The organism is Myxococcus eversor (assembly GCF_010894455.1).
In the GTDB taxonomy this organism is placed as follows: Bacteria; Myxococcota; Myxococcia; order Myxococcales; family Myxococcaceae; genus Myxococcus; species Myxococcus eversor.
The window spans coordinates 500,321-524,430 of record NZ_JAAIXY010000004.1 but is presented as its reverse complement, the minus strand read 5'-3'; the positions used below and the strand labels follow the sequence as shown (position 1 = coordinate 524,430).

The window sequence follows — 24,110 nt, the reverse complement described above, 5'->3', positions numbered from 1 at the left end:
GCTCGCCGCCTCACCTGCCCTGTCGGCGGCATGCCCGCAAGCGGCCAGGTTCCGCCCCGCCGAAGGTGCCTTGCGGAGGAGGTGGGCCGCCTCACGCCTCGGAGGTGCCCCGCCCCGCTCGCATCCGGCGCCAGGCCGCGTACGACGCCACCAGCGCGCCAGCGAGTGCGCCCGCGAGCGCGCCCAGCACCCGGCGCGGTACCACACCCGGCGCCGTCGTGGCCTCCAGTCGGAACGTGTCCAGCGACGCGCGCACGCCCGGGGCCAGCGACTCCCAGCGCACCGCCGGCGCGCTCACCACCACCACCGCGTGCCGGCCCTCGGACGCGAGCCCCGCCACGAGCACCGTGCGGACCTGTCCCGAATCCCTCAGCGTGCCCAGCACCTCCACGCGAGGAACGACTCCACCGATGCGGTCCACGCGCTCCGGCGACAGCGTCACGCCCAGCTCCCGCTGGAAGTGCTGCATCACCGCCGACGCGAAGTCATCTCGCTCGGAAGGACTCGCGGAGAAGCTCCGCTCCACCACGGACACGAGCATCGTCGCCGCCTCGGGCCCCTCCCCATCCGCCAGCGCCGCGGACAGGCTCCGCGTCGCCTCCGCATCGAGCGACACCGCCCCCGCCACCGAACCCGAATACGGCTCCCACCGCACCATGTGGAAGCTCTCCGGCGGTCGCAGCACGTAACCGTCCCGGCGCAGCTCGGAGCCGAGCGCGCCCGACAGCAGCAACCAGCCTCCAGCCATCCACGCGAGATTCACGCGAGCGAGCATAGGCCTCGCGCGTCACGTCCGCAGGCGATGTCAGGGGTCCCGAGAAACGACGAACCCACGGATACCCCGTGACCCTCCCAGTCCCCTGGGCGCGACGAAGTCACCGCTCGCATGCCTTCGTTGTGACATCCCCCGGCGGCGCGGGTAACCTCGTGCCCAGATGACTCCTGCAGCCCGGGTGGAGATGGAGGCACGCGCCGACCGAGCCCTGCGTCGTGGCGAGCTCGTCGAGGCGGTCGACCTCTACGAGACGCTCACCCACGCCTTTCCGGATGATGCCTCGCTCGCCGACAAGCTCGCCAACGTGCGCGAGTCCCTCCTCCCCCTGGAACTCCAGACGTTGGAAGCCATCCGACCGCCCGAGGAGCCGGACGTCCCGCTCGGTCCCTCCTCACCCGCCCAGGAGGGTGAGCGCCTGTTCGCCCTCGGGGACTACGTGGGGGCCGCCGCCGCCTACCGCCGCGCCCTCCAGGAGCGCCCGGACAACGAGCTCTTCAAGGAGCGGCTGCTGGAGGTCTTCCACATGGCGAGGGAGATGCCCATACAGTCCCCCACAGACAAGGCGCTCCCCAAGTCCCCGCAACCCCGACTCCAGGCGCTCCTGGACCGGGTCGCATCGCGTCGCCGCCTCAAGCGGGACTGATGGAAGCTCGCGTTTCCACTCGGAAATCCGAACTCCGATTTGATTCGCGCGTTGCACCCCGGCTCCAGGGCCTCCTATCATCAGGTCCGACGTCCCTGTCATGGTGGGCCACCCCCCCTCTGACACCCGCGTCCGACCCCTATGGCCCGTTCCCTGAGACTCGGAGTCCTCACCGGTGGCGGAGACTGCCCCGGGCTCAACGCGCTCATCCGTGGCCTCGTCAAGCGGGGCACGCATGAGTTCGGCCATGAGTTCGTGGGCATCGAGAACGGCTACATGGGGCTGGTGGAGCCAGACCTCACGCGTCCCCTCACCGAGGAGGACACGCGAGGCATCCTCCCCAAGGGCGGCACCATCCTCGGCACGTCCAACCGCGCCAACCCGTTCCTCTACGCCTTCCGTGAGGGCGAGCGCTGGATCGAGCGCGACGTGTCGGACGCGGTGCTGCGCCGCTGCGAGGCGCTGAAGCTCGACGGGGTCATCGCGGTGGGCGGCGACGGCACGCTGTCGATTGGCCACCGGCTGAGCGAGAAGGGCCTCAAGGTGGTCGGCTGTCCGAAGACCATCGACAACGACTTGAGCGGGACGGATCAGACGTTCGGCTTCGACACCGCGCGCCTCATCGTCACGGAGGCGCTGGACAGGCTGCACTCCACCGCCGAGTCGCATGATCGCATCATGCTGGTGGAGATCATGGGCCGCCATGCGGGCTTCCTGACGCTGGAGAGCGGCCTCGCGGGCGGGGCGGACGTCATCCTCATCCCGGAGATTCCGTACCGGGTGGATGCCATCGTCGAGAAGCTGCGTCGCCGCGCCACCCGCCGCCGAAGCTTCTCCATCATCGCCATCTCCGAGGGCGCCTTCCCCGTGGGCGGCACGCTGGCCGTGCTGGACAAGGCGGAGGACATGCCCGGAAGGGGCGTGGTGCGGCTGGGCGGCTCCGGCAAGGTGTGCGCGGATCTGCTGGCGCAGCACATCGAGGCGGAGATTCGGGTGAATGTGCTGGGCCATCTCCAGCGAGGAGGCAGTCCGAGCGCGGCGGACCGCGTGCTGGCCACGCGGTATGGTTGTGGAGTGCTGGACCTGGTGCGTGACGGACAGTGGGACCACATGGTGGCCCTGCGCGCCGGACAGCTGGTCGCGGTACCGCTGAGCGAGTCGCGAAAGGAGCGCCGGGTGGACCCATCCGGCGAGCTGGTGCGCTTCGCCAAGAGCATGGGCATCAGCTTCGGGGACTAAGGGAGGGGGAGGCACGTACCGCCGCACGTCATGACGCTCGTCGGCCGCCATATCGGTCGTTATCGCATCCTCGAGCAACTCGGCTCGGGGGGCATGAGCGTCGTGTACAAAGGGCTCGACACCGCCCTGGACCGTGAAGTCGCGGTGAAGGTGCTGCACCCGCATCTGGCCGGCAAGGACGAGTCGCGGAGGCGACTGGCCCGCGAGGCCCGCGCCGTGGCGAAGCTCCACCACCCCAACATCCTGGAGGTGTTCGACTTCTCCGCCGCGGACGCGCAGGACGCGTTCATCGTCACCGAGTACATCCGGGGCCAGACGCTGAAGACGGTCCTGGACGAAGGCCCGTTGGATCCGCCGGAGCTCGCGGCGATGGTCATCCACGAGCTGGCAGCGGCCCTCGCGCACGCCCACGAGGCCGGCGTCATCCACCGCGACCTCAAGCCCGAGAATGTCATGGTGCGCGAGGACGGCCTCCTCAAGCTCATGGACTTCGGCATCGCCCGGCTGCTCGATATCGAGGAGCGGATGACGGTGACGGGCACGCTCGTGGGCTCGCCGGCACACATGTCCCCGGAGATCATCGAGGGTCTGGAGGCCGGCCCCGAGGCCGACGTCTTCAGCGTGGGCATCATGTTCTACGCGGCCATGACGGGCCGGCTGCCCTTCTCCGCGCCCAACACCACGGCCACGCTCAAGCGCATCCTCGACGGTGACTACGAGGATCCGCGCCGCCGCGTCCCGGCGCTTTCGGACGAACTGGCGGACATCTGCGCGCGGTGTCTCCAGAGAGACCCCCAGCAGCGCTACCCGGACGCGGGCAAGCTGCGTGACGCGCTGGCGGACTACCTGGCGGGCCTGGGCTTCTCGCGCGTGGGCGAGGAGTTGGTGTCGTTCTTCGCCGACCCGCCGTCGTACCGGAAGCTGGCGCGACAGCGCATCGTCGCCGGGTTGCTGGAGCGTGGGGAGCGGCTGCTCGCGGAGAAGCGCACGCCGCGCGCGCTCGGCTGTCTCAACCAGGTGCTGGCGCTGGACGCGCAGAACGCTCGCGCGCTCGGACTGCTCAGGAGCCTCCAGCGCGCCCAGCGCGTGAAGACCTGGCGGCGGCGCGGCATCCGGTTCGCGGTGGGACTGCTCACCGCCACGGCCGTGAGCATCGGCGGCTACAAGGCGTACCACTCACGCGCGGACGCGGCCCCCGTCGACCCCGAGAGTTCCTCCGAACGTCCCACGGAGGGCGAGGGCGTGAACACCAGCGGCCCCCAGGCTCCCGACGACTCGGCCGGACGCGGCGGCGAGGGCACGAACCGCGGCGCCGGAGAGACGGGCCTCGGCTCCGGAAGCACGGAGAGCGAGGGACAAGGCCCTGGCGTGAAGAACGCGGGCGCGGACCCTCGCAAGCCCGTTGGCGTCGGCTCCGTGGCTTCGGCCCTCCCGCCGAACACCCGCCCCGCTCCGCCGACCGACTCGCGGACGGGGAGCGCGGTGACTTCACGCGAGACGCCAGGCACGGTCGCCGGTCGCCCCGACACGCAGTCCCCCGCTCCGGGTGGAAGCCTGTCCCGCGCGAGCACGGCGCGTCCGACGGGAGGCTCCGGGGATGACACCCACTCCCTCACGGGAGGTCCCGGAGAGGACCGCGTCGCTGGCCGGAAGTCCGCGTCGAAGAAGTTCATCGTGTCCATCCTCGTGCGCCCCTTCGGCATCATCCGCGTGGACGACGGCCCGCCCAGCGCCGAGGCCCGCGCGGTACACGACGTGGAGCTGAGTCCGGGCACCCACGACATCACCATCTCCTGCGCCTTCTGCGAGGACGTGGTGGAGACCATCGACGTCCAGCCCGAGGGGGAGCGGCAGTTCCACCTGCGCGCCCAGCCCAGGTCGGTGCCGCTGTCCGTCGAGTTCGAGCCCGGCGAGGCCACCGTGCGCGTGGGAGACCTGGTGCGCTCCGCGCGCGACACCCTCCTGGAGCCGCTCGTGATTCGCGGACCGCGAGGACCCGCGGGATTCAAGCACACCGTCACGGTGGAGATCTCCCACCCCGGCTTCAAGACGGAGCGGCACGTGGTGCAGCTGCGGCCCGGCGAGCCCCAACGCCTTCACGGGAGCCTGCTTCCCGAATGACTCGAAGGTTCGCGCTCATCTCGCTCTGGCTCGTGTTGTGGACCCCGCCCGCCTCGCTCGCGCAGGAGAGCGGGGACCCGGAGGTCGCCGCCCTGCGCGCCAGCTTCGAGTACGGCAAGTACGCCGAGGTCCTGGACCGCGCGGGCGCCCGGGTCGACCGGGGCGGGCTCAACGAGGACGAGCTGGTGGAGCTGCACAAGCTGGCCGGGCTCGCCGCCTTCAACCTGGGGCGCACCGAGGAAGCCTCGCGCCACCTGCGCGCCCTGCTCCGGTTGGACCCGGACTTCAGCCTGGACCCGTTCGTCGTCCCGCCTCCGGCCGTGGCATTCATGGAGAGCATCAAGGACGGCATGACCAACGAGCTGGAGTTCCTCCGCCAGGAGCGCCGGCTTCGCCAGGAGCGCGAGAAGGCGGAGACAGAGCGTCGCGAGCGCGAGCGCCTGGAGGCCGAAGTGCTCCGTCGCCGGGCCGAGGAGCTGGCCGGTCAGGTCACCGTCCGCACCGTGGAGAAGCGCAACTTCCTGGTCAACTTCGTCCCGTTCGGCGCGGGCCAGTTCCAGCAGGGCCGCAACAGCCTGGGCATCGTCTTCGCCGCCACCGAGGGTGTGCTCGCGGTGACGAGCATCATCTCCTACTTCGCCTACGAGTCGCTCTTCGAGGAGCGCCCCATCGAGCTGGACAACGTGCTCGACGAAGATGGCAGGGCGTCCATCACCATCCGCTACATCCCCACCAACCGCGAGCGCCAGCGGGACACGTGGCAGTTGCTCAAGCTGGCCTCGGCCGCCGGCTTCTACACCATCTATGCGCTGGGCGTGGTGGACGCGCTGTACCACCACGAGGATCAGGTGGTACGCACCTCGGTGGAGACGCGCGACACGCCCTCCTCCAATGCGCCCCGCTCGGAGTCGCAGCTCCATCTCCAGCCCCGCGCGGCCGCGCCCCGCCCCACCGCGCGGTTGGGGCTGTACCCCACCTCCGGCGGACTCGGCGCCGGACTCACCCTCTCCTTCTGAGCCCTTTTCTCCAGGTACGTGAAGCCCTATGGCCAGCCTCACCGTCCGCAGTCCTGATGGCAAGGTCCGCGCGGTCGCCCTGCACAAGCGCATCACCAGCATCGGCCGGGGTCCCGACAACGACATCCCGCTCGAGGACTCCGCCGTGCCCGACAGCGGCCTGCACGTCACGTTCGACGGCACGCGCTACGAGGTCGGCAGTCTGGGCGCGACGTTCCACGTCAACGGCAAGAAGCGCGACTCGCACGCCCTCGCCACCGGGGACGTGGTGCGCGTGGGCGGCACCGAGCTGACGTTCGCCCGCGAGGACGCCCCGCGCGCCCCACCGCCGTCCGCCCTCACTCCGCACCGCGACGCGGTGGCCAGTCCGGAGACCGCGGACTCGCACACCACGGAGCTGCCCGGTGTGCCCGGCCGCGAGCTGGCCATGCTGCGGCGGCTCACCGCGTTCAGCGAGCGGCTGCTGGCCCTCTACGACGTGGACCGCATCCTCGAGAGCCTGATGGACGAGGCCATCGAGGTGACCCGCGCCGACAAGGGCTTCCTCATCCTGATGGAGAGCGGCGACCCGCGCGTGAAGGTCGCGCGCAACGTGGCCCGGGAGAACATCGAGGACGCGGTGGAGAAGCTGTCCGACTCCATCATCGCCAAGGTGGTCAAGGACCAGAAGCCGCTCATCGTCGCGGACGCGGTGGACGCGCCCGAGTTCAAGGCCAGCGAGTCCGTCGTCAACCTGCGCGTGCACTCCGTCATGTGCGTGCCGCTGATGCACAAGGGGGACCTGTTCGGCGTCATCTACGTGGGCAATGACCGGCTGGTGAACCGGTTCGAGCCCAAGAGCGCGGACATGCTCACCATCTTCGCGGCGCAGGCGTCACTCGTCCTGCAGAACGCGATGCTGGTCAACGACCTCAAGCTCGACGTCACGGAGCTGCGCCGCAAGCTGGAGGACCAGCGCTACGGGGACATCGTCGGCGCCTGTCAGGGCATGCGCGACGTGTACAAGCGCATCGACAAGATCGCCCCCACGGACATCTCCGTGTTGATTACGGGCGAGACGGGCACCGGCAAGGAGCTCATCGCCCGGGAGCTCCACCGCCGCTCGCCCCGGGTGAAGGGCCCGTTCATCACCATCAACTGCGGCGCCATTCCGGAGAACCTGCTGGAGAGCGAGCTGTTCGGCCACGTGAAGGGCGCCTTCACCGGCGCGGTGGCCACCAAGGCGGGCAAGTTCCAGGCGGCCATCGGCGGAACCCTCTTCCTGGACGAGATTGGCGAGATGCCGCTCCAGCTCCAGGTGAAGCTCCTGCGGGCGCTCCAGGAGAAGATCGTCTACAAGGTCGGCGACAACCGGGGCGAGCCGGTGGACATCCGCGTCGTGGCCGCCACCAACAAGGTGCTCGAGGACGAGGTGAAGCGGAACACCTTCCGCGAGGACCTGTACTACCGGCTCAACGTCGTCACCCTGAAGCTGCCGCCCCTGCGCGAGCGCGGCGAGGACGTCGTCGTGCTGGGCAAGTTCTTCCTCCACAAGTACTCGCGCGAGTTCGGCTCCCGGGCCAAGGGCTTCACCCCGTCCGCCGCCGTGTCCATGAAGAAGTACGGCTGGCCCGGCAACATCCGCGAGCTGGAGAACCGCATCAAGAAGGCCGTCGTGCTGTCGGACAAGCCGCTGCTGGGCCCGGACGACCTGGACCTCAAGCCGGAGAACCTGGAGCCCATCATGCCGCTGCTCCAGGCCAAGGAAGAATTCCAGAAGCGTTACATCAACGAAGTGCTCGCGCGAAACAACGGCAACCGGACGAAGACGGCCAAGGACCTGGGCGTGGACCCTCGCACCATCTTCCGCCACCTGGAGAAGCTGGAAGCGGAGAAGACCGGCCGGCCCCTGCCCCCCGAGGAGGGCGACGAGCTGCTCTGACGCGGCCCCTGACGCACTGGTGATGGACACGACGACGCGGCGACACGTCAGGGACACGCGCTCCGGCCAGGGCTGGACGACGTGTGTCCTGTCCGTGGGCCTGGGCCTGCTCGCCGGCTGTCTGTTGCCGCAGGACGACACCCTGCTCGACGAGCCCCCGCGCTTCATGAACCGCTCGCCGCGCATCATCGAGTCGCTGGTGCTCCCCCAGGAGCGCATCATCCAGGACTTCGGCGCGAGCCGGTGCGAGCTGACGTTCGAGGTCGCCGTCGAGGACCCGGACGTGGATGACCGCATCAAGGTGCACTGGTTCATCGACTACAGCCCGCAGGACCCGCGAGGGCCGTACCGGGAGATTGCCCTGACGAACAACGGCGAGGCCCGCCGTCCGGACCGGGGCACGCTGCGCATCAACCTGGCCTCGGCGAACTCGGTGCTGAGCACGCCGGGTCAGCACCTGGTGGAGGCGCTGGTGAGCGACGCGGAGCTGACGGACCGCCAGCCGGAGTCGCAGGTGGTGAACCTGCCCGACGGTGGCTCCATCATCGACCCGGGGTTCGTCATCAGCTACTCGTGGGTGGTGACCACGGTGCAGGGAGACTGCCGATGACGGGCCGCCACGCGCGGCTGCTCGTCGCGCTGGCGCTCGCTTGCGCCACCGGCTGCGCGCTGTTGGAAGAGGAGCCCGGGGACTCGCTGCTCGTCTGTCGCTCGGACGCCGACTGCGCCGCCAACGAGGTGTGCTTCGTCGACGGCTGCGGGGACCCGGGCCAGGACATCGTCGTGGAGGTGACGCCCAACCCCGCGCTCGGGAAGTACGCGCAGGACTTCCCGGTAGGCAAGCTGCGCGCCGAGCAGAATCTCCAGTTGTTCGACAAGGCCTCGCTGCGAGGGACGACGCTGCGCTCGACGGTGCCGCCCGCGTCGTCGAGCACCCCGTCCCGCCCCTACTCCGAGCCCATGGTCGTGCGCGCCATCGGCTCGAGCGCCCTCATCCCCGGCGTGGCCCGCTACCACGAGGCGACGCTGGTGCCGGACAACGGGCAGTGGACGTTGCCGGTGGCCAGCGGCCAGTACGCGGTGACGGTGCTGCCCGCGGACCCGCTGGTGCCCCCCGCCACGACGTCGGGCACGGTGTTCCCGGGCGAGGCCCTGGCCCTGGAGTGGCTGCTCCCCTCCGCCGACAGCGTGCTGCCCGTGCAGGGGACGGTGACGCGCTCCGGAGGCGCGCCGCCTGGCGCGGACCTGGCGGTGGAGGCGTTGGACATCGAGCTGCGGCCGCTGTCGCAGCGCGTGGCCGTCCACCCCACGACGGGCGCCTTCACGCTGGCCCTGCCCCCCGAGGCCGCGAGCGCCTCCACGGTGCTCCTGCGCGTGACGGCCCGGGACGCGGCCGCGCTCCTGCCGCAGCAGACCTTCCCGGTGAGCCCGGGCGCCCCATTGCCCGGCCCGCTGGAGCTGGGTGACTTCGGCGCGCCGGTGCGGGTGTCGGGGCGCGTCGTCGCCCTGGACGGCCGGCCCGTGGTGGCCGCCACCGTGTCGCTCCAGGGGCGCGTGAGCGGAGGCGGCAGCTTCCAGAGCGCGGTGGCGACGACGGACGCCGAGGGCCGCTTCGCGCTGCGCTCGCTGCCCAGCGCCACGGAGTCGCCGTTGGAGTTGGTGGTGGTGCCGCCGGCTGCGTCCGCCTCGGGGCTCACCCTGTCCTCGGCCGTGGTGCCGCGCGAGGACACCGTGCTGCCGGACGTGGTGTGCGTCAACCGGCGCGTGGTGCGCGGAAGGCTGCTCCAGCCGGACAACAGCTCCCCCGCGCCGGGCGTGCGGCTGGTGGTGGAGCCCGTGGACGTCGTCCCCGGCCGGCTGCTGCCGCCCGACCTGGCGTCGGAGACGCTCACCGACGCCAACGGCGAATACGTGCTGCGGTTGGACCCCGCGCTGTACCGCCTGGACGTGGTGCCGGGAGAGAACCTGCCCCGCGTCAGCCGCTTCGTGTCGGTGCTCCCCACCGACGACGGGGCCGAGCAGCCCGTGACGGCCTTCGCCCTCCAGCGCGGCCGCACCCTGCGCGGGCGCGTGCTGTCGTCCACGCGGGAGCCGGGCGTGCCTCCGGGCCTGCCCTTCGCGTCCATCCGCTTCTATCGGGTGGTGAACGTGGAGGGCCGTCCCTCCTCCGTGCTGCTGGCCCAGTCCGTGACGGACACGCTGGGCCGCTACACCGCGCTGTTGCCGGTGCGCTGACTCACGGCTGCTGCTGCGAGGCCTTCGCCGCGGGGCTGGCGCTGGCGGCCTGGAAGGCGGCGTGGAACGAGTCCACCGTGCCCCCCACCTCGTCCGCGTACTGCACCGCGTGCGTGGTGTAGAGGTCCAGCACCACCTCCAGGCGGCGGTACACGGTGCGCAGCGGAGCACGCTCGCGCGCCTTGAGGTCGCACTCGGACTCGCGCTCACGCAGCCGCGTCAGCCAGGACGTACGGAAGCGCATCCATTCCTGGTCCGTGTCCCGCGCGGGCGACACGCGCACCAGCTTCTCGCGCCCCGCCTCCAACTCGCCCCAGAGGGTCCGGGCACCGTCCAGACACTCCTGGAAGCTGAGGATGCGGGCAGCGGGGGGCAGCTCCTCCGGTGTCATGGCCGCCACCGAGCGGCTCACGTTCACGATGATCCACAGCGAGAAGAGCGTGGTGAGCGCGATGTAGATCCCATACGCGGCGGCACGATAGCGGCGGAAGCGGGGATCTTTCCGGGGGTCGGGAGCGGACACGGGGTCCAGGTCTTATGACTCTGGACCCCGCGTGGCAACGCTTCCGTGTGAAGCCCCACCCGGACGGCGGGCGGGGGTGCGGCAAAGGACTACTGACCCACGGGGCTCGCCACCTGGGCGGGGGCTGCCGGTGCGGGGGCGACGGGCGCGGGGCCAGCGGCCTCCGTGTTGCCGCTCATGGCGCGCTTCACCATGGCGATGCGGCTGCGGAACTGGGGCTGGTACTGGCTGTTGAGGTAGGCACCGGCCGCGTCACGCGCGGTCTCCAGCGCCTTCTCCATCTGACCGACCTCCTGGTACGACTGGGCCAGCAGCAGCATGGCGTAGTCACGCGTCTTGGAGCTGCGGTCTCCCTCGACGAAGCGCGCCAGCAGCGGCACGGCCTTGTCGTGCTTGCGCAGCTGGTTGTACGCGGTGCCCAGGAAGAAGGACGCGTCCAGCGACTGCTCCTGCGGCGGGTTCATGGCCAGGAAGCGCTCCATCTCCGAGACGACCTGGTCCATCTCGTTCTTGCGGAAGGCGATCTTGCCGCGCTCGAAGGCGGCGTCGCCCGTCTCGCGGCGCAGGGACGTGGCCCGGTCATTGAGGGCCTGGCGCTCCAGGGTGCTCAGGCGCGAGGTGTCGAGCTTCATCAGCGCGTCGATGCCCTTGAGCCGCTCGTCACCGGGCAGCGAGGTCATCATCTTGTAGACCTCGGCGGCGCCACGCTGCGCGGTCTGGTGCGCGGAGGTGTCCGAGCGCTGCTTCTCCAGTTGGCCCGTCAGGTCCGCGACCATCTTCTCCAGGCGCTCCCGCTCACCGGTGGCACTGGAGCTGCGCGCGCTGGTGATCATCACCGCCGCGCCCACCGCGATGACCGCGAACAGCACGTAGGCCGCGGCGGACGAAATCCACTGCCGCTTCTGGAAGTCCTCGTGACGCTTGCCTACGGCCTTCACCTCCGCGTGGAGGTTCTTCAGCAGGTTGTCACTCTTGATGACGAGGTTGCGGGCCTCGACGACTTCGCGGCGGAGGTCCGCCAATTCCTTATCAATCTCGGTCTTCGCCTGCTCTGGCATGGACATCTTCCTGGGCCCGGTAACGATCTCGGCCGATTCGCGCATCGTAAGGAGTTCTCCCGGTCATACGGCGACAATTTCCGCACCGGAACAACACGGAGGCTCTGTCACATTTCCGGGAGCAAACAACCTTCCAATGTCCACGCCTGCTCGCTCTGCGAGGTTACAAGCCCGAGCCCGGCAGTCCGCGAGATGGCTCGGGCGGAAAAGTGTACGTCACGCCCAGGGACAGCCAGTTCCCGCCCATGCTGAACGAGCCGATCTTCACCGACTCCGGGCCCACCGGGCCGCGCAGGAACATGAACCGGTATTCGGCGGTGAGGCCCCAGCGAGGAGACAAGCGCCACGTCGTGCCCAGGACACCCGCCCAGGCCTGCGTCGTCTTCTCCCGCACCTCCTCTCCCTGTCGCGTCGAGCTGATGAGCGTGGGCCCGGTGGACAGGCCCAGGAAGGGAACGAGCCCGTACGGGCCGACTTCGGGGAGCACCGTCTGGAAGCGCAGGCCGAGCATCGCGCCGTAGGCCAGGGTGTCGATGCGTCGCTCGAAGGGCCCCTCTCCGGGCGCGCCCGGGTCGGTGACGTACAGGCGGGAGCCGGAGGCGAACAGGTCGATGCCCAGCTCCAACAGGTCCGACACCGCGTACGCGAAGGTGGCGATACCGAATGGACCGCCCGCCGTCTTCTTCGCGCGCGTCAGTCCCGCGTTGGCCTCTTCGGCGTACCAGCCCTTGTAGAAGGTCTCGTTGGAGGTGACGCGCCAGCCGCCCTGCACGGTGATGCGGCCCACGCCATCCAGCGAGGTGGGCACGTCGTCGTCTTCTTCCTGGGCGAAGGCGGGGGCGGCGGACAACAGGGCGAGTGGCAACAGGAGTCGACGGAGCATCGAAGCGGGGACTCGGGGGCGAAGGTCAGGGGCGCTTGGGGCGCACGGCGATTTCGAGGAACGTCGTCCGCTGGCGGCGCAGCGAGGCGACCAGACAGCGGACGACACACAGCGCGCCGAACTCACGGAGCACCACGCCCAGGTTGCACACCACGTCCCGCAGGGTGATGACTCCGCGCATGGGGTCGCTCCCGTTCCCGGCCGTCCATGCCCGGTCCGCCGCGTGTGCTACAGGCGTGTGGCGCACCGTAGCAGCGGCCTCCCACGGGTCAATTTTCCGGCCTCGCAAGGGCGCGGAGGGACTGGGAGATTTCCCTTCAGCGGGCGCGGCGCTCCAGCTCCAGCAGGGGCATCTCCAACACCACGACGGTGCCGTGGATGCAGGGCGGGTGGAAGTCGGCCCTGTCCAGCTCGCCCAACAGCGCGCGCAGTTGCGCGTCCGTGAGCGGCACGGCGCCGGCCTTGCGCGCGGCATGGCACGCCATCACCCGCACGCCCTCCGCGAGCGTGACGGAATCCAACGCGGCGCCCTTGGGGGGCAGCGCGCGCGCGAGCGCCTCCAGGAGCGAGCGTGCATCCGCGCCTTCCAGGCCCGGGGGCACCGTCTTCAGCGCCACCGTCGTGCCGCCGAAGGGCTCCACGTCCACGCCCAGCCGCGCCAGGGCCTCGCGCCCTTCCACGAGCGCCTTGGCCACCTGCACCGGGAACTCCAACGTGGTGCCGAAGAGCGAGGGCGCGGGAGGCCCCTTCGCGTCGTCCAGCGCGCGCAGGTAGGACGTCAGCCGGGTCCGCTCCAGCGCCGCGTGAGGATCCAACACCACCAGCGTGCCGCCGGGTCCTTCGCACAGGTGGAAGCGTCCGCCGAGCAGGCCCATGGGGCGCAGCGCGGCGAAGTAGCCCGGCGGAGGGGCCTCGTTGAGTTGGGGCTGGGCCTCTCCGAACGCGGGCGGGCGCCCCACCGCGCCAAAGGGCAGCGGCGAGGGAATCCCGACCATGGGCCCAGGTGCGCCGGACAGGGGGCTCCCGGCCGAGTCCATCGTGGTGGGCAGCGGCGCGCCCCAGGAGGCCTCCTGCGCGCGGGTGAGGAAGCGCTCCACGGCGTGCGCGTAGTGCGCGGCGTCGCGGGGCTGATTCCCGCCCGGGCCATTCGGGTCCGCGCCCGCGCCCAACCACGGAGCGGCGCGCAGCATCCGATTGAGCGCGGCGCTGATGGCCTCCTGCACGCCCCGCGCGTCGGAGAAGCGGACCTCCAGCTTCTGCGGGTGCACGTTGACGTCCACCGCGATGGGGTCCACGTCGATGTGCAGGACGACGACGGGCTGTCGGCCCGCCGCGAGAAAGTCCTGGTAGGCGCGCTGGATGGTGCCGATGAGGCCCCTGTCCCTCACGTAGCGGCGGTTGACGAAGGTGTAGAGGCCGCGCGCGTTGGGGAAGGTGAACTCAGGCGAGGCCGCGTAGCCGGTGACGCTGACGCCCAGCCGGCGCTCCTCCACGGGGAACAGGTGCGGGTGGGCCGCGGGGCCCAGCGCGGCGGCGATGCGCTCGCGCGGGTCCTCGGGACAGGCGGCGCTGGAGAACAGCTCGTTGCCCTCGTGGGTGGCGAAGAAGCCCACCTCCGGGTTGGCGAGGGCCAGGCGGACGACGGCCTCTTCGGCGTGCTTCAGCTCCGTGTCGCCCCGACGCAGGAACTTGCGGCGCGCGGGCACGTTGAAGAAGAGGTCCTCCACGGTGATGACGGTGCCGGTGCGCGGCGGGGCGTCCTCGATGAGCGGGTCCACCCCACCCTCCAGCGACACCCGGGTGCCCACGTCCGCGCCCACCTCCGCGGTGTGGAGGGAGAAGCGGGACACGGAGGCGATGGCGGGCACGGCCTCACCCCGGAAGCCCATGGAGTCGATGTGGAAGAGGTCGTCGAGCTCCCGCAGCTTGCTGGTGGCGTGACGCTCCAGACACAGGGTGGCGTCGTGACGGCCCATGCCGTGTCCATCGTCGGACACGATGATGCGGTCCACGCCCCCACCGGCCAGGTCGACGCGGATGGTGCTCGAGCCCGCATCCAGCGAGTTCTCGACCAGCTCCTTCACGACGGACGCGGGGCGCTCCACCACCTCACCGGCGGCGATCTTGTTGATGAGGACGTCAGAGAGACGTGCGATGCGAGCCATGGCAATCGTCCACCCTCCGCCACGGAGCGGACGTTGTCCAGCAAACCAAGACGGGTGCAGGCTGACATTCCCAGGCGGCTGGGCTAACAGGAGACCTTGGGTATGGACGTGTCACGACCAGGCAAGGGGCGGTTGCGCGTCGCGGTGACCGGAGCCAGCGGCGAGTACGGGAAGCTGTTGCTGCCCCGGCTCGAGCGGGATCCCGACGTGGAGAGCATCCTCGTGCTGGACGTCGCGCGTCCAGAGGGTGCGAAGGTGGAGTTCCACCAGGTGGACCTCACCCGGCACGACGCCGAGAGCGAGCTCACCGACGCATTGGCCGAGCGCCCCGTGGACGCGCTCTACCACCTGGCGTTCCTCTTCGGCCCCATCCGCAACGGCTCCCTGGCGCACGAGCTGGAGGTCATCGGCACCATGAACGTGCTGACGGCGGCGGGCCGGGCGAAGCTGCCCAGGCTGGTGGTGCCGTCGATGACCGCCGTCTACGGCGCGCGGGGGAACAATCCGGCGCTGATGCGCGAGGACTCGCCGCTGCAGGGCTGTCCGCTCAGCCGCTTCGTCACCGACAAGGTGGAGGTGGAGGGACAGGTCCGAGCCTTCCGCGAGCGGCACCCGGACATGCGCGTGCTGGTGCTGCGCTTCGCGCCGGTGCTCGGGCCGACCTTCGAGAGTCCCGTCACGCGACTGCTGACGCGCACCTCGGTGGTCCCCACGCTGCTGGGGTTCGACCCGTTGTGGCAGGGGCTGCATGAGGAGGACGCGGGGCGCGCGCTGCATCTGGCGCTGCGGGCGGAGACGTCCGGGGAGTTCAACATCGTGGGCCGGGGTGTGCTGCCGCTGTCCGGCCTCATTCGACAGGCGGGTGCTCGCCCGCTTCCCCTGCCAGGGCCTTTGTTCCGTGGCGCACTCCACACGCTGGATGTGGTGGGAGCGGATACGTTGCCCGTGGCCCTTCTCGACTACATCCATTACTCGTGGGTGGCGGACGGTGAGCGTGCCGAGTCCGCCCTCGGCTTCATCCCCTTCCACCACGTCAGGGACGCCGCGGCGGCGCTCAAGAGGAGCTAGAGATGGCCAAGGGTGTCCTCGGGAACGATCCCTTCCAGCGCGGAGCCGCCGCTCGCGATGGCGCGAAAGCGAAGCCCGGCACCCAGGCGAAGCAGGACCGCTCGCCCTCCGAGCGCGGGACCTCCGACGACAAGAAGGCCACGTCCGCACGCGCGGCCCACGCCGGCAATGGCAACGGCACCTCGGACAAGGGCCGAGCGAAGAAGCCCACCCGCGGGAAGCCCGCACCCGCGAAGTCGAAGGGCGCGCCGTCGGCGACGGGAGCGAAGCAGGGCACGTCCGCGCGGGGCGGCGCGAGTGCGCAGGCCAGCGTCCCCGTGAAGCACGGCAAGGCGAAGCACGAACAGGGTTCTCACTCAGGGAAAGCACCGGCCCGTCCGGAAGGAGCCCAGGGACAGTCCCGTGCGAAGGTTGGCACGAGTGCGTCCACTGCCAGGCCCTCTTCGCCAGACTCGACCAAGGTCGAGCCCGCCGCGCTGAAGAGACAGTCCGGCGCGAAGGTGTCCACGGCCGGGCCTTCCACGCCGGACTCGACTGAAGTCGAACCCCTGCGCGAGCCCGCGGCGCCAGTGACTCCGCGCGATCCGCCACCCGCGCGAGCCCCCGCTGTGGCCAACAAGAGCGGCGAGCGGACGCCCCAGCAACGAGAAGTGGACCACGCACTCGCGGAGGCCCTCGCCGCCGAGGTGGCCGAGGTGACCGCGAAGCACGCCGTGGACGTCGCGATGGACCGCCGCGACGGATCGGACGAGCCCGTGGACAGGCTCCTCGCGACGGAACTGGCCACTGAGCTGGCCGGGGCCGCGGTGGAAGAGGTCCTGGACCACAGTCCCTCCTCCCGCCGTCCGGAGCGCGAGCGCGAACTCGCCGCCACCGTGGCCGAGCAGGTCGCCGAGAGCGCCGCCGAGCTGGCCGTCGTGGAAGTGATGAATCGCCGCGACAGCGCCCCTCGCGCCAGGGACGCCCTGGAGGAACGCGCCGCGAACAACACCCTGGACGAGGACGACACCGAGGAGCGCTCCAATCTCGACGCGCCCCATGAGTACCTCGCTGGCGCCGTGCTGGAGCTGTCAGACCTCGACGAGACGCCGGACGAACCCGACGACGCGTGGGAGCGGTCCGCCCTGCCCCTCTCGAAAACCCGCTCCTCCCCGGAGCCGGAGGTGGAAATGCCAGACGCGACGCGCGACGAGTTCCCTCCCAGCCGCCGAGGCCCCCTGTCCCTGGTGTCCACCTCCGGTGACGAGCACGCGGCGCGCGACGCAGCGTCCGTTCCAGACGGCCCTCGCCCGCTCGCACAGCGCGCCACCGGCATGCTGTCCCTGGCCAGGGAGATCGCCGGACAGGCCCTGGCCAGTGAGGGCCTGGGCCGCGCCTGGGGCGCGATGAACGGCATGCTGGACGCCGTGCGCGCCGGTTTGGGCACGGGCGGAGGCTCCCACCTGGACGAGTACGGCAAGGACCCGTCGCTCGTGCAGCGACTGGAGCCCGTGCTGGATTTCCTCTATGGCCAGTACTGGCGCGTCGCCGCCCAGGGCACGGACCACATCCCCCGGGGCGCGGTCATCCTCGTGGCGAACCATTCGGGCGCCCTTCCCTATGACGGCCTGGTGATGTCGCTCACCCTGGCCCGCGAGCGCCCCGACCTGCGTGAGTCGCGCTGGCTGGTGGAGGATCAGATCTTCCACGCGCCCGTGCTGGGCACCCTCTTCAACCGCCTCGGCGCCGTGCGCGCGTGCCCGGAGAACGCGCTGCGGTTGCTCGACGAGCAGCGCCCGCTGGTGGTCTTCCCGGAGGGCTATCAGGGTCTCGGCAAGCCCTTCGCGGAGCGCTACCGACTCAAGCGCTTCGGACGCGGCGGCTTCGTGAAGCTCGCCCTTCGCACTGGAGCGCCCATCGTTCCGGTGGCCATCGTCGGCGCGGAGGAGACGTCGCCCCTGCTCGGGCGCATCCCCGCGGGCTTCCTCGGGCTGCCCTACGTGCCGCTCACACCGCCGGGCCCCCTTCCCGCGAAGTGGAGCATCCGCTTCGGCGAGCCCATCGCCATGGACGGCCTCTCTCCCGAAGCCGCGGATGACCTGGGCGAAGTGGGTCGCCTCACCGAGCGCACGCGCGAAGCCATCCAGGGGATGATCCACACGCTGCTGCGGGAGCGCCGCTCCGTCTTCGCCGGCTGAGCCGAACCTCGGGCCGCCGCCTCAGGCGATGACGCGGTTGCGGCCGCCCGTCTTCGCCTCGAAGAGCTTCTCGTCCGCCGCGCGCACCAGGTCTCCGGGTTCGCGGTGGTGAGGGTCCAACACCGCCACGCCCAGGGAGATGGTGACGGGGATGGGCTGGCGATCGAACTCGAAGCGCTGCTTCTCCACCAGGCGCCGCACCTTCTCGGAGAGCTGTCGCGCGCCCACCAGGGCGACCTCGGGCAGCAGGATGGCGAACTCCTCTCCGCCATAGCGCGCGAAGACGTCCTCACGCCGGATGCGCGTGCGCACCGTGGACGCCAGTTGCTTGAGCACCGAGTCCCCCGCCAGGTGCCCGAACTTGTCGTTCACCTTCTTGAAGTGGTCGATGTCCACCAGCACCAGCGACAACACGCGCTCGTAGCGGCGGCTGCGGGAGATTTCCCTATCCAACTGCTCGTCGAAGTAGCGGCGGTTGTAGATCTGCGTCAGGCCGTCCATCGTGGTCAGCCGGTAGATCTCATCGTGGTACGCGGCCTCGATGTTGCCGCCCGCGATGTACTTGAAGATGGTGCGGCCAATCTTCACCAGGTCGCCGTTGCGCAGCTCGCGGTCGCCTTCCACCAGCTCGTCGTTGATGAACGTGCCGTTGGTGGAGCCCGCGTCGCGAATCTTCACGCCCTCGCGGGTATTCGAGATGGCGGCGTGGTTGCGGCTCACCGACTCCTGGTCGATCTGGATGTCACACTTCGACGAGCGACCAATCAGCGTCTCCTCGCCCGTCAAATCGAACTTCCGACCCAGATCCAATCCGTAGATCACCACCAGAGCCGCGTCGAGGTTGACCGGCCGGTCGGAGATCTTCGAGATGACCGTGACGACCGTTTCCTTCTGCACCGCTCCTCCAGCAACCGACCCACGAGACGCTACCACCCTGCAAATCCAGAAAGCGAATCACAGAGCGAGACTCCAGGTAGGGAATCTTCGCCCATCGACACCCAACCAGCGACGTCGTCCTCCATCCCCCGCTACGGGATGTCCACGGCCCTCGTGGCGGCGACGGGGGGACGCAGCAGCGAGCCGTCTGCGTCCTGGAGCGCGGCCACCAGCAGCACCCCCAAGCCGGAGCAGCTCGCGGGGAGCTGGAGCTGCACTTCGCCCGTCGCGGACACGGCGGAGTCGCTCACCAGGACTCCTTCACAGCCCTTGGCGCCCCCCCGTATCACGACACGAACGCGGCCGTCGGCCTCCGCGCTCACGCCGGGGCGGAAGCCGGTGACACGCACTCGCACGGCGCTGCCTCGGCTGAGCCGCTGTCCCTCCAGCTCCGGATAGAGCCACCTGACCTCCGGGCGCCCCACGTCCAGCGACGACGCCGCGCGCGTCAGGTCTCCCACGTGGTCCAACCCCGGGCCATCCGCCGCCGCCAGTCGGGAGGGCCCCAGGACATCTCGCGCATCCCTCCCCGTCACCTGGAGCACCTCCACGCGCAGGAGCGCGCGCGAGCCCAGGTGGTCGCCGAAATAGGTCCGGTCCTCCAGGCCCACGGGAACGCCCGGGACGCGGATGCCGTCCGCCACCTCCTCGGGAGATGCCAGCACCGTCCAGCGGCGCCCGAGGCGGTCGGTGAAGACGACGCGGACGAGCGTGGCGGGCTCCTCGATGTCGGCGCGCAGCTCACGCCCTCGCAGGCCCTGGGACTCGCTGGAGTCGAAGTTGTAGCGGGCGTCCTCTGGAATGGGGAGGAAGTCCACGCCCGGTTCCACGGGGCGCTCCCCGAGAGGGTCGAAGCTCAAGGCAGGCAGGTCCGCCACGACGAAGCCGGAGGCCATTCCCGCGGCGGCATCGTCTTGAGCGGCGCGGGACGTGGCCCCCACCAGGAGTCGGTAGGGCTGCCCCTCCAGGCCATGGTGCGCGGGCGCCATGCGCAGCGCGACGACGCCGGAGCGACCCAGTCGCCCGTCCGCATCCGTGTTCGGATCCGCGGGCGCGACGTTGGCGGCGGCTCCCAGGCCCAGCGGCACGAGCCCTCGCCCCGGCGCCACCACGGTGCTCAACACATAGGCCCGGTCCAGGTACGCGCCCCGATAGCGGGGAAGCTCCGGGACACGCACGGCGAAGGGGAACGCCAGTCGCACGCCCTCGAAGTCCAGGGACACGCGCTCGGAATACGTCACGGTGTCCGGCCTCGGAGTCCCCGTGTCCAGCCCCGGCGTGGGGACCAGGTGGAAGGCGGTATCTCGCGCCACGGACGAGTAGAAGCGCGGGGACAGCGGCAACAGGCGCCCCAGCGTCAGCAGTGGATCCGCGCCGGGCTCCAGCGCATTGAGGGGCAGCTCCGCCACCGGCACGCTGCCCGTCAACGCCCAGGCCGAGCGGGTGCCGCACGTCCCCGACAGGATGGCCAGCTCTGGCTCCAACACGCCGGCCAGGGAGGAATCACAAACGCCCGCCGCGCCGGGCGCGAAGGTCGGAGCTGGCGCGCCGCCCTCCAACCAGAGCGAGGTGCCCGACGGCAGGGGCAGGCGTCGCGTGCCGCCCGCGCTCACCTCCACCTCCCGCTCGAAGCCCAGCAAGGTGCCCGACGACAGCTCGGAGAAGAGCCCCGGCACCGACATGCCCGTCATGCCCAGCCGCAGCGTGGGCGTCGCGACGGTGCCGATGCGCGCCTCTGCGAAGTCCACCCGCACGCCGCCAGAGAAGTCCACCGGGTTGCGCCGCAGCGTCATCCGGACATCGCGGTGCTCCTCCACGTCATGGCGGGCCAGCGTGAGGTAGCCGAAGTCCGGGTGGAAGGCGGACAGCGCCACGGTGCCCGAAGCGGGTACCCACGCGGCGCCATCGAGCCCCGTCAGCGCGGAGGCCTGGGGCTTTCCTCCCACGTCCGCCACGGCGATGGTGGTCAGCGGCACCGGACGTCCCGTCAACTCGTCCACCACCAGCACCCTCACCCCACCCTCCGGCACGTCCGGACTCAACACCGTGACGCGGGCACGGCAGACAACAGAGCCGACCCGCGCCTCCACCACGTCGCGCTCGGTGCCGGACGCCTTCAGCGTGAAGGCCGCACGGGCTCCGCTGCCACCGCCCGTCACCATCGGCGACAGGGCGGACCACGTCGTGCCCTCGTGCGGCACCACGGGCTGTCCCGCGGCGTCCTTCACCCACACGCCAAAGACGACGGACATCCCCGGGCTGCCCACGACGACCTCCGGAGTCACCTGGCACGACGCGGCGACCTCCTTGGCCGGGGGAGCGACACACGCTCCGTTGCGGCAGACCTGATCCCCGTCACAGTCCACGTCCGTGGCGCACAGCCCCACCACGCACCGGTTCATGTCGCACTGACAGCCCATCGGGTTGTCGCACATCGCCAATGCGTATTGCTGGCGCCGGTCCTCCTCACAGTCGGAGCGACTCCGACAGGCGGGCTCACAGCGGGACTGCGCGGTGTTGCAGAAGAAGAGCGCCGGATCCGGGCAGTCCTGGTCCACCGCGCAGGGCCCCGGCAGCGGCTTGTTGTCGCCTGGGATTCCGAAGGGCGTGTCGGAGCTCATCCCGCAGCCGGCCAGCGCCCCCAGGGCACACACGAGGGCTGTCAGCAGGAGGGGACGAAGCGAGGGGCTCATACGGTGCGGCTCCCGGGGGGCGGAACGCCCAAGACCATACAGGTACGACGCGCGTCGCGCGACGGCGCGCGAGGGCCCTGAAGCCCTCTCGCTGGACACCGTCGGACCCGGCCGCCCGCTCTTCGCCCTCGTCACGCAACAGGAGGTTGGCTTTCAGGTTCTCACGAATCATCATCGCGCGCGATGGCCCGTGGCGAGCCCAAGTCCCTGGAGAGTCTGCTACCCCGCGTCCTGGCTCGCCTCGCGGGTGAGTCAGGCCGGGGGCATGCCCTGACACCCGTGTGGGCCGCGGTGGTGGGAGCACACATCGCCCGCCATAGCGCTCCCCGAGCGCTGGAGGGTGGCACCCTCCTCATCGCCGTCACCAGCGCCGAGTGGGCCCGCACCCTGGAGGCCGAGGCCACCTCCCTGTGCGCGCAGCTCAATGAGCGACTGGGCTCGGGCACGGTGAAGGCGCTCTCCTTCCGGTGGGACAACCGATGAAGGTCGTGCTCGCGCTGGTGGCGATGCTGGCCGCCACGCCCAGACCCCCATCCCCCGCCACGCCCGCCCGCTCGGTGGTGGATCCACGAACCCAGCCCCCGGAGCGCAAGGCCCCGCTCACGCCCTCCGAGTCGATGGAGAGGCAGGCCGCCCAACACGTCGTGCGGGAGTTCGAGCGCGTGGGACGTCGCGCGCCCGCCGAGGACCCCGCGCTGAGCGTGGCCGCGCGGAGGCTGGCCCTCGACGCACTCAGCGGGGCCTTCACCGGAGCGCCGGACCTCTTCACGCTCACGGAGGTCATCAGCGACGCGGGCGCGGCGGATCCCGCCCCCCGAGCGCTCGTCATCCGCGCATGGGCCCACTCTCATGCACTCGAGTCGCTGAAGGCCCGGACCGACCTCAACACGGAGCGGGCCTCCCACTTCGGCGTGGGCGTGGCCCTGGTGGACAAGCGCGCCGCGTTGGTGACGCTGCTCACGGACCGCAAGGCGGAGCTGAAACCGTTTCCCCGCGTCATGCCCGGCGAGCGCGCGGTGCAGACGCTCTGCGGAAGGCTCACGCCCCCTCTCCAGGCTCCGGAGATCTACGTCACGCGGCCGGACGGCGAGGTGAGCATCGTCCCCCTCACCCGGCGCGGCACGGAGGGCTCCGACTTCTGCACCCGCCTGGACTTCCTCCAGCCCGGCACCTACACGGTGGAGGTGGTCGCCCGGGGCGACGCGGGGCCGGAAGTCACGTCCCTCTTCCTCACGCAGATTGGCGAAGTGCGCCGACGCGGTGAGCGCGAGAGCAACGTGGAGCCCACCACGGTGGAGGAGTCGCGCGCCGCCCTGCACGAGCGCATCAACGCCCTGCGCCGGGCGCACGGGCTGGTGGAGCTGATGCCGGACCCGGTGCTGGAGCGCGTGGCCCAGGGCTACAGCACCCGCATGACGACGGAGGGTTTCTTCGCGCACATCGCGCCGGACGGAAGCACGCTGACCCGTCGCCTGCCGCCAGGCTCGCGCTACGGCCGCGCCGGAGAGAACCTGGGGCAGGCCGCGGGGCCGCTCGCCGCGCACTTCGGCATCGAGCACAGCCCGGGCCACCGTCGCAACCTGCTGGACCCGGGGTTCCGCTTCATGGGCGTGGGCGTGGTGCTGCGCAAGGTGGCGGGCGGTCGCTCGGAGGCCACGGTGACGGAGGTCTTCACCGCCTCGTCGCCCGCCACGGAGGACTCGCAGAATCCCCAGCAGGAGGCCTATGACGCCCTGGCCCGGTGGCGCTCCGCGAAGAAGCTGCCGCCCCTGGCCCGCAGTCAGGTGCTGGAGTCGCTGGCGCTGGCGCACGCGAAGCATGCGCTGGAGCTGGACCAGCCCGCGGCCCAGCCCGGCGAGGCGCCTCTGCACGAGCGCGTGTTCCAGGTGCTCCCGGATGCGGGAACGGCCTCGGTGGATTTCTTCGTGGTGGGGGACCCGGCCTCGCTTCCCGAGTCCCGCAGCGTCACCGAGGCCACCAACAACCGGGTGGGCGTGGGCGTTGTGCGGGGAGACTCGAAGCGATTCGGCGCGAAGCAGTACTGGGTCGCCGTCATCTACGCCGCCGTCCAGTAGGGAGGCGGCGGGTGCTGCCCGTGTGGGGCGCCCCTCTCTAGAACGGGGCCTCCCCTCACACGGTGAAGCGACTGTGAATCAGACGGGACGGCGCTGGGTGGCGTAAGCCTCGAGGCCCATCTGCGGCGGCGCGGCGTGCTGATACATCGGGCACTTCATGCATGTGAAGGACTGCCACCCACGCCGGACGGCTTCGTCCAGGCAGTTGTCATACTGGTGGCAATTCAGATTGCGATGCGTCTCGACGCCGGCACGCTTCGGCCCGGCCTCGGGATTGATGGTTTGCGGCAGATCGGCTGGACACGGCTTCATGGAGCCCTCCCTCTGTGCTGTTTCCCCCCCGAGCGCTGTGAACGAGCAGTGTTACCGGACGACAGGTCCCGCCTGGACGACGACGGACCGGGGTAGCGTGTAACGGCCGCGCAAAGTAGTGATGCACCCCGGGTGACGCAATGGGCCGGCTGCAATGACCCAAGAGCACGTAATCGCCTGAACGCTTTCAGCGAATGCAACGGGTCAAGAACAGTTTTTTGGACTGGCCCGATGGCGCGCGGATTTAGGACTTGTCGGCCCCGCTGTCAA

Annotated in this window: 20 protein-coding genes; 11 read left to right on the top strand and 9 right to left on the bottom strand. The window is 70.5% G+C overall.

The genetic code is table 11. From position 1 onward, the window contains the following. Positions 1-91: 91 nt before the first annotated feature. The gene (locus G4D83_RS11435) at positions 92-775 is read right to left on the bottom strand and encodes a hypothetical protein (protein ID WP_217911839.1); all 684 of its coding nucleotides are present in this window, start codon (positions 773-775) and stop codon (positions 92-94) included. A gap of 160 nt (positions 776-935) precedes the next feature. Here G4D83_RS11435 and G4D83_RS11430 point away from each other — a divergent pair, with 160 nt between their 5' ends. The 7 genes from G4D83_RS11430 to G4D83_RS11400 all read left to right on the top strand — a co-directional run bounded on the left by G4D83_RS11430 (position 936) and on the right by G4D83_RS11400 (position 9,950). Beyond that, positions 936-1,418 carry a tetratricopeptide repeat protein gene (locus tag G4D83_RS11430; RefSeq protein ID WP_163864721.1) on the top strand — a complete coding sequence of 161 codons (483 nt, stop codon included), beginning with the start codon at positions 936-938 and terminating at the stop codon, positions 1,416-1,418. 141 nt (positions 1,419-1,559) lie between these two features. Beyond that, positions 1,560-2,657 (top strand): 6-phosphofructokinase, encoded by a 1,098-nt coding sequence (locus tag G4D83_RS11425; RefSeq protein WP_163864720.1) that lies wholly within the window; start codon positions 1,560-1,562, stop codon positions 2,655-2,657. A gap of 30 nt (positions 2,658-2,687) precedes the next feature. Continuing rightward, on the top strand, positions 2,688-4,778 hold the full coding sequence (locus tag G4D83_RS11420; protein WP_163864719.1) for a serine/threonine-protein kinase: 2,091 nt from the start codon (positions 2,688-2,690) through the stop codon (positions 4,776-4,778). Next, positions 4,775-5,794: a hypothetical protein gene (locus tag G4D83_RS11415; RefSeq protein WP_163864718.1), complete on the top strand. Its 1,020-nt coding sequence runs from the start codon at positions 4,775-4,777 to the stop codon at positions 5,792-5,794. The genes G4D83_RS11420 and G4D83_RS11415 overlap by 4 nt, the downstream gene beginning before the upstream one ends. Positions 5,795-5,822: 28 nt before the next feature. After that, positions 5,823-7,715: a sigma 54-interacting transcriptional regulator gene (locus tag G4D83_RS11410; protein WP_163864717.1), complete on the top strand. Its 1,893-nt coding sequence runs from the start codon at positions 5,823-5,825 to the stop codon at positions 7,713-7,715. A gap of 22 nt (positions 7,716-7,737) precedes the next feature. After that, entirely contained in the window at positions 7,738-8,325 is a 588-nt protein-coding gene (locus tag G4D83_RS11405; protein WP_163864716.1) for a hypothetical protein, read from the top strand. Further along, complete coding sequence (locus G4D83_RS11400) at positions 8,322-9,950, top strand: carboxypeptidase-like regulatory domain-containing protein (protein WP_163864715.1); 1,629 nt, start codon at positions 8,322-8,324, stop codon at positions 9,948-9,950. The genes G4D83_RS11405 and G4D83_RS11400 overlap by 4 nt, the downstream gene beginning before the upstream one ends. Position 9,951: 1 nt before the next feature. Here the strand turns inward: G4D83_RS11400 and G4D83_RS11395 are convergent, their stop codons facing one another. From G4D83_RS11395 to mutL, 5 genes are all read right to left on the bottom strand, one after another. Further along, positions 9,952-10,473, bottom strand: coding sequence for a hypothetical protein (locus G4D83_RS11395; RefSeq protein ID WP_176437499.1), 522 nt, complete (start codon positions 10,471-10,473; stop codon positions 9,952-9,954). 89 nt (positions 10,474-10,562) lie between these two features. Then, complete coding sequence (locus G4D83_RS11390; RefSeq protein WP_240356274.1) at positions 10,563-11,576, bottom strand: tetratricopeptide repeat protein; 1,014 nt, start codon at positions 11,574-11,576, stop codon at positions 10,563-10,565. 118 nt (positions 11,577-11,694) lie between these two features. After that, positions 11,695-12,414, bottom strand: coding sequence for an outer membrane beta-barrel protein (locus G4D83_RS11385; protein ID WP_163864713.1), 720 nt, complete (start codon positions 12,412-12,414; stop codon positions 11,695-11,697). A 25-nt stretch (positions 12,415-12,439) separates the two neighbouring features. After that, complete coding sequence (locus G4D83_RS45500; RefSeq protein WP_176437590.1) at positions 12,440-12,595, bottom strand: hypothetical protein; 156 nt, start codon at positions 12,593-12,595, stop codon at positions 12,440-12,442. Between the two features lie 136 nt (positions 12,596-12,731). Beyond that, entirely contained in the window at positions 12,732-14,579 is a 1,848-nt protein-coding gene (gene mutL, locus G4D83_RS11380; protein WP_163864712.1) for a DNA mismatch repair endonuclease MutL, read from the bottom strand. Between the two features lie 102 nt (positions 14,580-14,681). On the opposite strand from mutL, the gene G4D83_RS11375 reads away from it, so the two are divergent. Further along, complete coding sequence (locus G4D83_RS11375; protein WP_163864711.1) at positions 14,682-15,647, top strand: SDR family oxidoreductase; 966 nt, start codon at positions 14,682-14,684, stop codon at positions 15,645-15,647. Positions 15,648-15,649: 2 nt separating this feature from the next. Further along, positions 15,650-17,824 carry a 1-acyl-sn-glycerol-3-phosphate acyltransferase gene (locus G4D83_RS11370; RefSeq protein WP_163864710.1) on the top strand — a complete coding sequence of 725 codons (2,175 nt, stop codon included), beginning with the start codon at positions 15,650-15,652 and terminating at the stop codon, positions 17,822-17,824. Positions 17,825-17,845: 21 nt separating this feature from the next. Here the strand turns inward: G4D83_RS11370 and G4D83_RS11365 are convergent, their stop codons facing one another. Then, positions 17,846-18,721 carry a GGDEF domain-containing protein gene (locus tag G4D83_RS11365; protein WP_163864709.1) on the bottom strand — a complete coding sequence of 292 codons (876 nt, stop codon included), beginning with the start codon at positions 18,719-18,721 and terminating at the stop codon, positions 17,846-17,848. A 131-nt stretch (positions 18,722-18,852) separates the two neighbouring features. Further along, positions 18,853-21,453: a carboxypeptidase regulatory-like domain-containing protein gene (locus tag G4D83_RS11360; RefSeq protein ID WP_163864708.1), complete on the bottom strand. Its 2,601-nt coding sequence runs from the start codon at positions 21,451-21,453 to the stop codon at positions 18,853-18,855. Positions 21,454-21,636: 183 nt separating this feature from the next. On the opposite strand from G4D83_RS11360, the gene G4D83_RS11355 reads away from it, so the two are divergent. Together G4D83_RS11355 and G4D83_RS11350 are read left to right on the top strand one after the other, a co-directional pair. Further along, complete coding sequence (locus G4D83_RS11355; protein ID WP_163864707.1) at positions 21,637-21,936, top strand: DciA family protein; 300 nt, start codon at positions 21,637-21,639, stop codon at positions 21,934-21,936. After that, positions 21,933-23,528 carry a CAP domain-containing protein gene (locus tag G4D83_RS11350; protein WP_163864706.1) on the top strand — a complete coding sequence of 532 codons (1,596 nt, stop codon included), beginning with the start codon at positions 21,933-21,935 and terminating at the stop codon, positions 23,526-23,528. The genes G4D83_RS11355 and G4D83_RS11350 overlap by 4 nt, the downstream gene beginning before the upstream one ends. Positions 23,529-23,606: 78 nt before the next feature. On the opposite strand, the gene G4D83_RS11345 is transcribed toward G4D83_RS11350, so the two are convergent. Beyond that, positions 23,607-23,840 carry a hypothetical protein gene (locus tag G4D83_RS11345; protein WP_141648765.1) on the bottom strand — a complete coding sequence of 78 codons (234 nt, stop codon included), beginning with the start codon at positions 23,838-23,840 and terminating at the stop codon, positions 23,607-23,609. Between the last annotated feature and the right edge of the window lie 270 nt (positions 23,841-24,110).